The organism is uncultured Chryseobacterium sp., assembly GCF_913776365.1.
Lineage (GTDB): Bacteria > Bacteroidota > Bacteroidia > Flavobacteriales > Weeksellaceae > Chryseobacterium.
Map to the genome: position 1 here is coordinate 1 of NZ_CAJYMO010000231.1, position 13,666 is coordinate 13,666.

At 42.6% G+C, this 13,666-nt stretch carries 11 protein-coding genes; 2 read left to right on the plus strand and 9 right to left on the minus strand.

Annotated features, from left to right (window positions below; genetic code table 11):
- Positions 1–74 precede the first annotated feature (74 nt).
- Positions 75–2,666: a lipopolysaccharide assembly protein LapB gene (locus QZ735_RS11920; protein WP_294248635.1), complete on the plus strand. Its 2,592-nt coding sequence runs from the start codon at positions 75–77 to the stop codon at positions 2,664–2,666.
- 56 nt (positions 2,667–2,722) lie between these two features.
- On the opposite strand, the gene tsaB is transcribed toward QZ735_RS11920, so the two are convergent.
- From tsaB to rpiB, 8 genes are all read right to left on the minus strand, one after another.
- A complete protein-coding gene (gene tsaB / locus QZ735_RS11925; protein ID WP_294248637.1) occupies positions 2,723–3,406 on the minus strand; it encodes a tRNA (adenosine(37)-N6)-threonylcarbamoyltransferase complex dimerization subunit type 1 TsaB in 684 nt (227 codons plus the stop codon).
- 73 nt (positions 3,407–3,479) lie between these two features.
- Complete coding sequence (locus tag QZ735_RS11930; protein WP_294248640.1) at positions 3,480–4,229, minus strand: SDR family NAD(P)-dependent oxidoreductase; 750 nt, start codon at positions 4,227–4,229, stop codon at positions 3,480–3,482.
- Between the two features lie 57 nt (positions 4,230–4,286).
- Complete coding sequence (locus QZ735_RS11935; protein ID WP_294248641.1) at positions 4,287–4,658, minus strand: YraN family protein; 372 nt, start codon at positions 4,656–4,658, stop codon at positions 4,287–4,289.
- A 119-nt stretch (positions 4,659–4,777) separates the two neighbouring features.
- Positions 4,778–5,707, minus strand: coding sequence for an LD-carboxypeptidase (locus QZ735_RS11940; protein ID WP_294248643.1), 930 nt, complete (start codon positions 5,705–5,707; stop codon positions 4,778–4,780).
- Entirely contained in the window at positions 5,704–6,390 is a 687-nt protein-coding gene (locus tag QZ735_RS11945) for a LysE family transporter (protein WP_294248646.1), read from the minus strand. Before QZ735_RS11945 ends, QZ735_RS11940 begins: the two co-directional genes overlap by 4 nt.
- Before the next feature lie 244 nt (positions 6,391–6,634).
- Complete coding sequence (gene rnr, locus QZ735_RS11950) at positions 6,635–8,788, minus strand: ribonuclease R (RefSeq protein ID WP_294248662.1); 2,154 nt, start codon at positions 8,786–8,788, stop codon at positions 6,635–6,637.
- Between the two features lie 344 nt (positions 8,789–9,132).
- The gene (locus tag QZ735_RS11955) at positions 9,133–9,894 is read right to left on the minus strand and encodes a hypothetical protein (RefSeq protein WP_294248651.1); all 762 of its coding nucleotides are present in this window, start codon (positions 9,892–9,894) and stop codon (positions 9,133–9,135) included.
- A gap of 292 nt (positions 9,895–10,186) precedes the next feature.
- The gene (gene rpiB / locus QZ735_RS11960; protein ID WP_294248654.1) at positions 10,187–10,621 is read right to left on the minus strand and encodes a ribose 5-phosphate isomerase B; all 435 of its coding nucleotides are present in this window, start codon (positions 10,619–10,621) and stop codon (positions 10,187–10,189) included.
- Between the two features lie 565 nt (positions 10,622–11,186).
- Here rpiB and pgk point away from each other — a divergent pair.
- A complete protein-coding gene (gene pgk, locus QZ735_RS11965) occupies positions 11,187–12,377 on the plus strand; it encodes a phosphoglycerate kinase (RefSeq protein ID WP_294248656.1) in 1,191 nt (396 codons plus the stop codon).
- Between the two features lie 578 nt (positions 12,378–12,955).
- Here pgk and QZ735_RS11970 read toward each other — a convergent pair.
- On the minus strand, positions 12,956–13,666 hold a 711-nt coding region (locus QZ735_RS11970), incomplete at its 5' end, for a class I SAM-dependent methyltransferase (protein WP_294248659.1).

Genomic DNA, 13,666 nt, shown 5'->3' on the forward strand with positions numbered 1-13,666 from the left:
GGCAAGCTCGCCGAGTTGCAGGCCGGAATCAAACCGCTTATAATAAAAAGCAGTTTAACGAGTTATATTAAATAATGAAAAAGAATATTTTATTCCTTTTAATTCTTTGTGTCGTTGCTTCCTGTGCCACCAAAACCAAGAAGCCGGAACAGCGGTCGAAGTTCATGAAAGGGTTTACCACATACTACAATACGTTGTTTAATGCAAAAGATGCGCTGAACAATGAGTTTGAAACCAGGGATAAGGCGCACAAAGACAACTTTTATGCTCCTTATATTCCCATTCTTACCTACGAGGACCAGCCTTTGGGAAGTGACCTGGGACAGTCTGCAGCCTTTGCCGAGAATTCCATGAAAATGGCAGAAGTCAACCGCCCCCAGCAAAACAACGGAAGAGGCGGCCCCCCGGGAATGCCTCCCGGGATGCCGGGAAACTCTTTGATGTCCGGTGGACAGGGAAATACCACCGGAGAATCACAGGCTGAGCAAAAGGGTGCCAGTACACTTGAAATTGCGGAAGCAAAAGCTTTAAAAGCCATTAATAAATATTCCGTCATCAAGCACGGGGAAGAAAAGAACAAACAGATTTTCGATGCTTATATGATCCTTGCACAGGCAAGAATCTACAGGGGGAAATCCCTGGAAGCACTGGATGCCCTGAATTATGTTTTCACCCATATGAAAGATGACAAGAGGCTGCCGCTGGCCAGGATCTACCAGGGGCTTGCGTATGACCAGATCAAAAACTATACGAAAGCGCATGAGGCTTTTGTGAAATTAAAAGGTGAAAAGATCAGTAAAGACTATGAAAAACTGCTCAGTATCTATTATTCGGAGTCTCTTCTGGATGCCGGTAAAAAAGAGGAAGCAGTAAAGGAACTGGATAATGCATTTGAACTGAACGGCAACCGCAAGCTGAAAAGCCGGATCGCATACCTGAGAGGGCAGGTGCTGGAAAGCCTGAACCAGAATGAAAAAGCCAGGGAAAGCTTTATGGCAGCTTACAAATATGCCAATGATTTCGAGTTTGAAGTAAAATCCCAGATTGAAATCGCAAAAACCTTCAATGGAAACGGCGATTACAGCGGAGCACGGAAATACCTGGAAGACATCAGCAAAAAAGGGACTTACGGATCACGAAAGAATGAATTCTACTATGCCCTGGGACTGATGGCCAATAAAGCCGGGAAAAAAGACGAAGCCCAGGAATATTTCAGAAGATCACTGAAGGAAAAGGTTTCGGACGGCCAGATCCGGGGACTGGCGTATTATGAGATCGGAAAAGGCTATCTGGACAAGAATGATTATATCGGGGCAGGGGCCTATTATGATTCCGCGATGGCAGTCATGACCTATGAGCCTTCCAAAGCCCTGCTGGCAGACCAGTCGGTTTACATCAAGAAGATATCAAAGAACTATTACCTGATCAAGAAAAACGACAGCATCCTGAATCTTGCCAGGATGACCCCGGAACAGAAAAACGATTATTTTTCAAAATATATTGCTAAAATCAAAGCAAAAGAAGAAAAAGAGGAACTGGAAAGGAGGCGGGCGGAAAGAAGCAAAGGATTTGATACCGGAGATTATAACGCAACGTCTATTTTTGCCAACAGTTCTACCTCTTTTGCGGATTTCGGAGTGGCCAATAAAGGTTTCTACTTTTCCAACACCGGAACGATAGCCAAAGGAACCCAAACCTTTAAGCAGACCTGGGGCGACCGGGCGCTCGTAGACAACTGGAGGTCTTCCAGGAAAATGGCTACGCTTGAAGATATGAAAAACGATGCACTGGGAACCACAACCGCTCCCAACCCGAGACGGTTTGAGCCTGCTTTTTATATTGAACAGCTGCCTACCGATATGGCCAAGCTCGATCAGCTGAAAAAAGACAGGGATACCGCTTCTCTGGGACTGGGTGTCATGTACCAGAATTATTTTACCAATACCCCTCTGGCAACAAAAACGCTTTATGACCTGGTGGATGTAAAACCGGAAGAAAAAGTAATGCTTCAGGCCCTGTATGAGATTTTTGCGATGAACTATCTGAAAAATCCACAGGCTGCAGAACGGGCAAAACAGATTCTCCTGAAAGACTATCCGTATACTTCCTATGCAGAGTTTGCCAGAAACCCCAAAAGCAGCTCTTTCGTTAAATCTTCAGGAGATGTGGAAGGCCAGTACAAGCAGGCCTTTGCCCTGTATGAATCTGAAAAGTTCGGGGAAAGCAAGGAAATCATAGATCAGACTATCCAGAAATATCCGAAAGACGCGCTTGTTCCGAAATTATATCTGCTGAATGCATTTAATTCAGGGAAATCGAGTGGGAAAGAGGTCATGATCCTTCAGCTGGAGCAGATTGCACTGAATTATTCCAAAACCCCGGAGGGCGAAAAGGCAAAGGAAATGCTGAATTACCTGAAGTCCGATCTGGCATTCCAGGCAACGGATAATAAAGGGAACGCCATCTCCCAGCAGGGCAACACGTATATACCTCAACAGCCAGGCCAGCAATTTAACGGTATCGGTGTTCCGCAGGATCAGGGGAATATGCAGATGAGCAACCCGCAGCAAATGCAGCCTTCCAGCGGCAACAGCAACCGTCCGGGCAGAAGACTGGGCAACCAGCAGGCACAGCCTGCGAACCAGATACCTGCAAAGCCACAATAAAAGAAAAGCGAAGATTGAGAATCTTCGCTTTTTTTATGATTTTCCGTTTCGAAATGTCATTCCCGGACGGACGGTTTCTTTTTTACACCATGGAAATCTTTAAGGTAAAAAGGTTCAAAATAGGCAATATCCTCAACTTCGTTCCGGCTGATTTTTTCAAGCGTCCTTTTTATAAGATATTGGGCAGAAGGATAGACATCCTGAAGGAATTCCGCATCCGGCAGCTGTATTACTTCTTTTGCTTTAGCAGCTCCATCCCCGGCAAAAAGCACTTTACGCCCATGGTATTCCTGAAAGGAATATTCATCAAGTATCTTTGCTTCGGTAACGGACAGTTCTTCTCCTGTTTTACCGTCATAAACAGCCGTATAAACCTCCATTCTCCTGGCATCGATCAAAGGGATTATAAGATCATAGTCCTGGCCCAGAAAAGGCTCTATGATGCTTTCCATGGAATTTACGGCTACCAGAGGTACTTTGAGCCCGTAACAGAATCCTTTTGCAGAAGCTGCCCCGATCCTGAGGCCCGTATATGATCCCGGACCTTTTCCCAATGATACGGCTTCGATATCTTTGATGGAAATGCCGGCGCCTTCCAGTGCCCATTCCACAAAAGTATGCAGGCTTTCCGACTGTTTGTAGTTTTCAGAAACCTCTTCCGTAAGGCACAATAGCTTTTCACTGTCCGATATCGCTACCGAACAGTTTTTTGATGAGGTTTCCAGATATAATATTTTCATGAATATAGAAATTTAAAGATACAGCTATCCGGCAGCTGTGTGGACAAATTTACAGCATTATTCCGAGATGGGATTATTTCCTGTAAATCGTCCTTGGTTCTGCCTGGGCAGCAGGGTAGATGGTCATATCGGAAATACAGACATGCTTAGGTGCATTGATACAGTAGGCAATAGAATGAGCAATATCTTCTGCCTGCAATGCCTCATAACCTGCATAAACGGTAGCAGCCCGCTCAGCATCTCCCTTGAACCTTACTTTTGAGAAATCCGTCTCCACCGCTCCGGGCTGGATGTTGGTTACCTTAATTCCGAATTCGGTAAGTTCAAGCCTCATTCCCTCGGAAATAACATCCACCGCCTTTTTCGTAGCACAATACACCACTCCGTTGGCATACGTCTGCCGTGCGGCTACGGAACTGATATTGATAATATGTCCTGAGTTCCTGTCTTTCATTCCGGGGATAATCATTTTGGATACGTAGAGCAGCCCTTTCACATTCCCGTCGATCATGGAATCCCAATCCTCTGTTTTACCCGCCGAAAGCGGATCAAGCCCGTGTGCATTTCCTGCATTGTTGACGAGGACATCAATTTTTCTCCATTCTTCAGGAAGAGAATTGACAGCTTTCTCCACTTCATCCAGATTCCGTACGTCAAATGCCAAGCAGAATGTTTCACTTATCTTGGAAAGTCGGCTTTTCAGCTCTTCCAGTACCTCTGTCCGTCTTCCGCAAAGGATGATCCTGTTGCCCTGTCCTGCCAGAAGTTCTGCCGCAGCCTTACCGATTCCGGAAGTTGCTCCGGTGATTAATATTGTCTTCATAATTCATGAGATCAGCCACTGATACGGCTGAAGTTTATTTAAAGTTGATGATGCTTCCTATCCGGCGTCAAATGCCTCAAAAGCATCGATGATGTGTTCAATAACCAATTTTTTATGTTCATCCGGAAGTACGGTAATCACATCAAAACGGACTTCCTCCTGTCTTCCGGACTCCTGCATATAATGATCGGCAGCAGAAACAATGGACCGTATTTTTGTTTTTGTCACCGCTTCCTGAGGAAGCATAAAGACATCAGTGGAACGGGCTTTCACTTCAACCACCACAATCAGATCATTAAATTCCGCTATAATATCGACTTCGGCTTTCTGAAACCTGAAGTTCCTTGCCAGGATTTTATAGCCGTTTTTCTGCAAAAAATCTGCTGACAGATCTTCCGCTATTTTTCCGAAATCATTATGTGTTGCCATCTTTATAATTTTCTGTACCGTATTGTGTTTTTATAAATTGTTTAAACCAATAATCCGTTTATGGTTTCGTCTGATGACTTTTACATTATGCTGAGGAACGATAAGCATGTTCCGGCTTATTACCAGACAATACTAACCTCATCTCCTGCCTCAATTTTCACGTTGCCACCGATAATAAGGGGCCTGTTGTCCCGGATATGGCCGTTCGGAAATCCGAAGACTGCAGGGAAATCATAGGCTGCGATCCGGTCTGCAATGATCTGATAGGCAAATTCATCAAAAGAGGCTTCGTACTGTACATTCTCTTTGGAATCCCCCATATTGGTCATCCCACCCACAATAAGCCCTGAAATCTTTCCGAATACACCTGCCAGTTCAAGGCTTATCAGCATCCGGTCCAGTGCATAAAAGTTTTCGCCAATATCTTCAATGAAAAGAATCCTTTTTTTAAATTTGAATGAATATTCGGTTCCGAGCAGGGCGTAGATCAATGCTAAATTGCCTCCAACCAATTGCCCTTCCATGGTTCCTGTCCTGTTGAGCCAATGCGATGGAAGGCTATAGCTCAGGCTTTTTCCTTGCAGGATATCGAAAATCTGTTCATAGCTTTCTTCCGTCACCCCGAAACCGGAAGTTTTTACAGTCTGTCCATGGATGGAAGCAAAACCTTTTTGCAGCAGATAACTCTGGACCACCGTATTATCGGAATAGCCGATATACCATTTGGGCTTTTTTTTGAAACCCTTGGTTTTCAGTCCGCTTATAAGATGCTGACATCCGTATCCGCCTCTTGACGCCCATATTGCAGCAATTTCATTGCTGTTCAGAGCCCAGCTGAGGTCTTGCAGCCGTTCCTGTTCTGTTCCGGCATAGGTGTAGCCTTTGGAAAACCGGGTATAAACATGTTCTCCCAATACAGGTTTATATCCATTGTTGATGATCATGGCGATCCCTTTTTCCAGTTGTTCCGGTTCTACTGCTCCGGCCGGGGAAATGACAGCTATTTTATCGCCTTTTGCAAGCGGTTGAGGAAAGTGTATTTTTTTCATTTTCGCTTTTGGTATTTTACTTCGGTTTTCTCGGCTTCTTCCAGACGCTTATCAAACTGGTTGAATTTCTTGAAGCTCTGCAGGAAGATAAAGAAACTGAAAACAATCAGGATGCCACCGACAATCCTCCTGATCCGGTTGGCCAGTTTCTGGGTCAGCCGGTCGTGGAACTGCTTCGCCAGGAATATTTTGGCAAGATCTATGCCCAGATAGGTGGCAATCACAATACTGATGTATAAAATAAAGTTGCCGGTGTCCGGATACTGGTTGCGCACCGAGATGACCGTTACCAGCCAGAAAAGAATGACCCCTACATTGAGAAGGTTGAAAAAAAAGCCGTTCATAAAGGTTTTCAGGTAATTCTGACTGATGAATTTCTCCTCCCCCGACATATGCATTTTGGTTTTCGTGACCATCATCACGATTCCGTAAGCAAAAATGAGAATGGAAGTAATCCTGTAAAAACCGGGATGTTTATCAATGAGTGTTACGATATCCGCACTGGCATAATACGCCGCAAGTATACAGAGAAGATCCGCTGAAATTACCCCTAAATCCAGTGCCAAAGCGTGCTTCGGGCCTCTGGAAAAGCTGGTTTCTATCAGGAGAAAGAAGATTGGCCCGATAAAGACCAGGCTCAGCATAAAGCCCAGTACGACGGCTGATAAAATAAGTTCAAACATCCGGTAAGTTTTTCAGATGAAAATAAAATATTTTCATTCCATTGTTACAAATTTAAACTTTATGATTTAATTATTCAATTCTCCCTGAATTCAATTAAAAAATTCTTCTTCTGCCTTATCTGATAATCCGGCTCTTAGGAAAGGTACTATCCTCTGTAATGAATCTTGTAAAAAAAACGGGCTACTGTACAGTTGATACAGTAGCCCATTTATTATTCTTTTTCAGGCCTTATTCGCCCTGGTATTAATCGACAATTTTAAAGTCCAGCTGCTTTTGGGTCAGATTTGCTTTCACCACCTGGATCCGAACCTGGTCTCCCAGCTGGTATCTTTTTCCGTGCCTGTTTCCATACACCGCATGGGTTTTCGCATCATAGGTATAGGAATCATCCATCAGATCCCTGAGCTTGATCAGCCCTTCAGCACCGTTTTCAGGAATTTCCACCCAAAAGCCAAATTCTGCAACTCCGGAAATCACACCGGTAAAAGTCTCTCCCAGATGTTTTTCCATGAATTTTACCTGCATGTACTTGATGGAATCCCTTTCCGCGTCGGCAGCCAGCCTTTCCATGGAACTGCAATGCTTGGCCTTGTCTTCCAGCTCAGCCTTATTCGGTGATTTACCTCCATCCAGGTAATGCTGAAGCAGACGGTGGGCAATCAGATCCGGATAACGACGGATAGGAGAAGTAAAATGGCTGTAATAATCGAATCCGAGTCCGTAATGGCCGATCGGCTCGGTAGAATACACCGCTTTGCTCATACTCCGCATGGCCAGGGTCTCAATCATATTTTCTTCCCCTTTTCCTTTGACATCCTGCAGGAGTTTATTCAGAGACTCTGCTACTTTTTTGGTATTGGCAAGATCCATTTTATATCCGAAAGTGGAAACAAATTCCCTCAGGGATTCCAGTTTGGCCGGATCCGGATCATCGTGAACCCTGTAAATAAAGGTATTCTGGCTGATTTCCCCTCTTTTGTTCAGGGAAACGAATTCAGATACCTTTTTGTTGGCCAGCAGCATGAATTCTTCGATAAGGTGATTGGAATCTTTGCTGATCTTAAAATACACCCCGATCGGTTCATTGTTTTCATCAAGGTTGAACCGTACTTCGCTGCGGTCAAAAGTGATGGCTCCATCTTTAATTCTTTTCTGGCGCATGATTTTTGCCAGCCGGTCCAAAATAAGGATCTCTTCCTTGAAATCACCGTCTTTTCCTTCAATCCTTTCCTGTGCCTCTTCATACGTAAAACGCCTGTCTGAATGGATGACTGTTCTTCCGAACCATTGTTTGTGGATCTTTGCGTTGTCATCAAGCTCAAAAACGGCCGAGAAGGTAAATTTATCCTCATGAGGACGGAGCGAGCATACGTCGTTGCTCAGCACTTCCGGCAGCATCGGTACCACCCGGTCTACCAGGTAAACCGAAGTAGCCCGCTGATAGGCTTCATCATCCAGCATGGTCCCCGGAACCACGTAGTGAGAAACATCAGCGATATGGACTCCAACTTCCCAGTTTCCGTTATCGAGCTTTCTCACGGACAGGGCATCATCAAAGTCTTTTGCATCTTTGGGGTCGATGGTGAATGTTGTAATGCCCCGCATGTCCCAGCGTTTTGCCACTTCCTCATCATTGATGCTGCGGTCGATCTTATCGGCATCCCGTTCTACTTCTTCAGGGAATTCATAAGGCAGTCCATATTCTGCCAGGATGGAGTGGATCTCGGTTTCATGCTCTCCCGGAGCTCCCAGCACCTGGATGATCTCGCCTTCCGGGTTTTTATCCCCTGGTCTCCATTCGGTCATCTTTACAATCACCTTATCACCGCCCTGGGCACCGCCAAATTTTCCTTTCGGGATAAAGATATCGGTATTGATGGATTTTTTATCGCAGACTACGAAACCGAAATCCTTATGAGGAACCAGCTGCAGCGTCCCCACGAATTCCGTTCTGTTTCTTTCCAGTACTTCCAGCACCGAACCTTCCGTCTTCTTTCCTTTGTAAGTATACGTCACAATCAGCACCTTATCGCCCTGCAGTGCATCCTTTACATTCTTAGAGTGGATGAAGATGTCGTTTTCCATCCCTTCTACGCTAACATAGGCATTTCCGGACTGATTGAAGTCAATGGTCCCGGTAAGGGTTCCTTTAATATCAAGATTAATGATATATTTCCCTTTCTCCGTCTCTTTTATCCTTTCTGCTGCCTGCAGTTTGTGGAGTGACTGGACCACCAGTTCGCGCTGCCTGGGGTTTTTGTAACCGATTCCATCCCCGATCTGCTTATAATTATAAACCCTGGTGGAATTCTGATTCATATACCGCAGGATCAGTCTTCCGATTTCCTGCAGTTTGCTGTCATTTTTCTGACTTATATATTTTCTTTTTTTTGGCATTTTATTTCTATTGGTTAATCTGTCGGACATCCGGATTTACTTTTACCGGACTATTCCTGTTTATCATCTTTTAAACGGCCCGTGTGAACGGAACCGTATTTAATTTTTATTCAAAATCTGTGCTCATTATGTGTGTTGGCATCAGAAATCCGGCCATTCCGTTTTCTCTTGCAGGTAATCTTCTTTCATCTTACCCTCCGGACAAGAATCAGCCGTCGGTCATCAAAATAATGTTGGAGATACATTTACCACTTCAGATATGATCTCCGGCCAGGCCGCTTATGCTATCGCATTTTATACACTGCTGACTCATTGCAGACGAATACAGGATACTATCTGTAAATTTAATCAAAAATAAGCTGTCTTTCACATTCCCCTTCCGGCTGGTACCGGATTTTTGTAATAAATCCTTTTTTACAGTCACAGGAGCTGTCTTCATTATTAAATTTTGATTCTGTAAGAACCGGAACACCATTTTCATTAAGCGTATAGGATTTTCCGTTTCTGAATGTTTTTATCTTCTTCCTGTCACCATTTTTATAATCTCTGTATATCTTTATTACAGAATATAACCTGCCGTTTTTGTAAATACGGGTTTTCTTTTCCGGATTTTCCTCAATATTCTTTATTTCAGACTCATCGTATTCTTTGTAGGTCAGTTCATCGAATTCATTTCCATGCTGGTGGAAAGTATATATCAGTGTGCCTGCGTCATTAAAAATGTGATGAAACGCTTCGTAGCCAGGATGGGTTTTCTCTTTCCTGTTATAGAACAGGAGATAGTTTTTCCTGGAAGCTGAATCATACCTGCTGGATTCAGGGAATTCCGGATTTTTAACTGTTCCTCTATAGACGTAATAAGGCATGTGAAAATAATAGAAGGCACGATCTTCACGGTCATTATAGGAATACAGTATTTTTGACCGGTCACTATTGTACACTATGCTGTCTCTGGAGTAACATTTTATATTTCCCTTTATCTTTTCCATCTGAAATAAAGATAATTCTTCCCTGAAATCTTCAAACCTTCCATATATATTTCCGGAAGAGGATTCCGGGATCAGCGAAATGATCTCAGACGGCTTCTCCAGACAGTGTGTTTTCATTTCCTTAATCCGGCAATATATATACTCATCCCATTTGGTCATCTGCCCGTAAGAGGCGGAAACGAAAAATATAGATAAAAAGAGAAAATACAATTTCATAAATAACTATAACATAATAACTAAATTTATAGTTTAAAAGGTTACCGGTAAAAAGAATAGGCAGGATCTTAAAAAGAAAGAATTAGCTGTTTCTGTTTAGACGGAATAACAGAATACAAGCTTATCAGATGATGCAAATATACGAATAAATTAATAAATAAAGCCTGTAAATTGATTTACAGGCTTTTATATTTTAGCAATAAGCAATCTTATCAACCCTGGTCTGATGCCTGCCGCCCTCAAAGTCCGTAGAAAGGAACTTTTCAGCAATTTCAATCGCAACTTCCTTGGAAATGAACCTTGCAGGGATAGAAATCATGTTGGCATCATTATGCTGTCTGGCAAGGGCTGCAATCTCCGGCATCCAGCAAAGTGCGCAACGGATCTTCTGATGCTTGTTTGCCGTGATCTGAACACCGTTTCCGCTTCCGCAGATCAGGATTCCCAGTTCATTCTCTCCATTCTCCACAGAGGCTGCAGCGGGGTGCACAAAGTCCGGATAATCCACACTCGTTGTGGATAACGTTCCAAAATCCTGAATTTCAAACCTTTCTGAAAGAAAGTTCTTAACAATTTCCTTATATTCAAAACCAGCGTGGTCAGCAGCGATAGCTATTTTTCGTTTCATAACCGTTTTATTAAGTCTCTTTTTGATTTATTTCTCTGCAAAGGTAAGAATATTCACAAAGTTTGTTAGCAGTTCGTGGGTAAAATGTGAAAAGGATTGTGGATAAGTGTGGATAAGTATGGAAAACTAATTGTTTTACCGTATTAAAAAATTTCGTAATGGAAATTTAATCTGAAAAATCTCCCGAAAAGTTCAGGAAACTTTTTTGCACGAATTCGGCGGCTTTTCCATAAATCAGTTATTCAGAATAAAATTGGGGAAAAGTTATCCATATTTGTTAGTAACTCTGTGAAAAAGCTGATTTCATGTCTTTTATATTGTCGATAACATGTGAATTCAGGAAAAAAAACATGTTATCAACTTTTTGCCCTAAAGTTATCCCCGAAATTCACATCACTCAACAACAATACCGTATTCTTTTTTTTAAGAAAGAAGAAATTGTTGATTATTGGGTGTTGGGTCGCCGGGAGTTTTGCTGAAAAACTTCCTGAAAACTTTTCCCGGGCCTCTGCGCTTCCCACATTTTAAAATCTTACATTTGTGAAAAGAAAATTCCAGATTATTTATGAAAACAATCAATGATTTCAATTTCAGCGGAAAAAAGGCTCTGGTACGGGTAGATTTCAATGTTCCCCAAGACGATCAGCTGAAAGTAACGGACCATACAAGAATTGCAGCGGTAAAGCCTACCGTAGATAAAATCCTTCAAGATGGTGGTTCTGTGATTCTTATGGCCCACCTTGGCAGGCCGAAGGGGGAAGCAAAGGACGAGTTCTCGCTGAAGCATATTGTAGCGGACGTTTCTGAAATCCTGGGCAGGGAGGTCAAGTTTGTAGAAGAAAGCATCGGAGAGAAGGCCCAGCAGGCTGCATCCGGGCTGAAACCGGGGGAAATCCTTCTGTTGGAGAACCTTCGTTTCCACAGCGAGGAAGAAAAAGGAGACCGTGGCTTTGCAGAACAGCTTTCCCAGCTGGGTGATGCTTATGTTAACGACGCCTTCGGTACAGCTCACCGTGCCCATGCATCCACTGCTGTGATCGCTGAATTCTTTGAATCAACTAAGTTTTTCGGTTTATTAATGGCAAAAGAACTTGAAGCGATCGATAAAGTACTGAAAAGCGGCGAAAAACCGGTAACTGCCATTTTAGGTGGTTCAAAGGTATCAACTAAAATCACCATTATAGAAAATATCCTTCCTGCAGTGGATAATCTGATCATCGGAGGAGGAATGTCATTTACATTCATTAAAGCATTGGGTGGAAAAATCGGGACCTCACTGGTGGAAGAAGATAAACTTTCCCTGGCACTTGAGATTTTAGGGAAAGCCAAGGAGAATAATGTTAAGGTCTACCTGCCGTCTGACGTCATGATTGCAGAAAGCTTCAGCAATGATGCTGAAAGAAAAGAATCTGATATTTACTCGATTCCTGAAGGATGGATGGGGATGGATGCAGGGCCTAAATCAAGAGATCAGTTCAATGATGTCCTTCTTAATTCCAGAACCATTCTATGGAACGGGCCGATCGGAGTTTTTGAAATGTCCAATTTTTCTGCGGGAACTGTTGCTTTGGGAGACAGCATCGCCGAGGCGACTGCACAGGGAGCTTTCTCTCTGGTTGGCGGAGGAGACAGCGTTGCGTTCGTGAAGCAGTTCGGATATGAAGATAAAGTAAGCTATGTTTCTACCGGAGGCGGGGCAATGCTTGAAAGTCTTGAAGGGCTGGAGCTTCCCGGCGTTGCCGCTATTAATAAATAAAATATTTTTTTATTAGAATAGGTCCACTGCTATACAGCGGTGGACTTTTTTTATGAGAATGCCGCTTTTTGTTTTCTTCCTGAAATAATTTCATATTTCGTGGCAGGAAATTTTGCGGGCTTCGAAATTATTAATTCTTATCATGATCATGCAGTTTTCCTGATACAACTGATCATTTATGCAAAGACCTGGAAATATATAGTCCGTGAAAAATTTTTTCAGAATCTTATTCCTTAATTTTTACAAGGCTGAAGAAGGCGGGTACATTATCAGGCTGTACAATTTTTAAAAAAAATAATTTGGCTACACAAGAATCATAAGGATCCGAACCTTACAGGAAAAGTTCGGTGACATTTGAAAGCAGGGTAGGGGAGTAGTGTTGAATGGTATAGGAACCAAAGGCAGATCATTTCAGATGCGGATTCAGAATGCAAGCCCTCTGAGAATCTCCTATACATTTTTCATCTGTACATTTCCCAATACAAAGCCATCTCAAATGGCTTTAAGATGGCTGTATTCAATTTTAAATGTAAAATCCAAGGAATTTGACCTTCATAAATATGCCAAAAATCCGTTTTCTATTTTTTTTCGATAATATATATTAAACTTGAAAATTCGTTCGAAAAAAGGGCCTTTATGTTGGAAATTGTTCCGTGAATGATCGCTTTTAGCCAAAAAACAGGTGATTTTTTATATTTTTCGCTAAGCATTGCAATATAATATGCATCAAGTATGAGTGGCTTTATTTTTCTCATTTTCCAATTGGGCTTTCGGGCAATTAAATTTTCCATTCCTTTTTTTGAAAAATGGTAAATATGCCGCGGGACGTCATAGGCTGCCCAATATTCCTGGTAGTGTTCTGCATCATAAGAAGTAGGATTCGGAACGGCAATGATAAGAAGTCCTTTATCTTTTAATTTTCTGTTAAATATTTCCAGCATCTCATCCTGGTTTATGATATGCTCAAATACATGCCACAAAGTAATGGCATCAAGGCTATGATCTTCTATCTTTTCGATGGTTTCAAGAATCAGGGCTTTTGAGACTTTTTTCTGTGCAACCTTTCTGGCATCGGCATCAGGTTCGAAGCCAAAAGTTTCGAAATCGTTTTCTATAAACTTTACAAATTCTCCGGCGCCGCAGCCATAATCCAAAACTCTGGAACCCTTTTTGATCCGGTCCAGAAGAATGGTTTTTTTATATTGAAGGTTGAACGATTGTAAGAATTTGTATAATTTTTCTTTCAGGCTTCCGGAGTCCTGATGATGGGAAATATAATCTTCACTTTC

Bases quoted from the DNA above. Each gene is read 5' to 3' on its own strand.
- QZ735_RS11955 (WP_294248651.1), bottom strand. From the start codon at position 9,894: ATGAAAACACACTGTCTGGAGAAGCCGTCTGAGATCATTTCGCTGATC.
- QZ735_RS11920 (WP_294248635.1), top strand. From the start codon at position 75: ATGAAAAAGAATATTTTATTCCTTTTAATTCTTTGTGTCGTTGCTTCC.
- QZ735_RS11930 (WP_294248640.1), bottom strand. From the start codon at position 4,229: ATGAAGACAATATTAATCACCGGAGCAACTTCCGGAATCGGTAAGGCT.
- tsaB (WP_294248637.1), bottom strand. From the start codon at position 3,406: ATGAAAATATTATATCTGGAAACCTCATCAAAAAACTGTTCGGTAGCG.
- rpiB (WP_294248654.1), bottom strand. From the start codon at position 10,621: ATGAAACGAAAAATAGCTATCGCTGCTGACCACGCTGGTTTTGAATAT.
- QZ735_RS11945 (WP_294248646.1), bottom strand. From the start codon at position 6,390: ATGTTTGAACTTATTTTATCAGCCGTCGTACTGGGCTTTATGCTGAGC.
- pgk (WP_294248656.1), top strand. From the start codon at position 11,187: ATGAAAACAATCAATGATTTCAATTTCAGCGGAAAAAAGGCTCTGGTA.
- QZ735_RS11935 (WP_294248641.1), bottom strand. From the start codon at position 4,658: ATGGCAACACATAATGATTTCGGAAAAATAGCGGAAGATCTGTCAGCA.
- QZ735_RS11940 (WP_294248643.1), bottom strand. From the start codon at position 5,707: ATGAAAAAAATACACTTTCCTCAACCGCTTGCAAAAGGCGATAAAATA.
- rnr (WP_294248662.1), bottom strand. From the start codon at position 8,788: ATGCCAAAAAAAAGAAAATATATAAGTCAGAAAAATGACAGCAAACTG.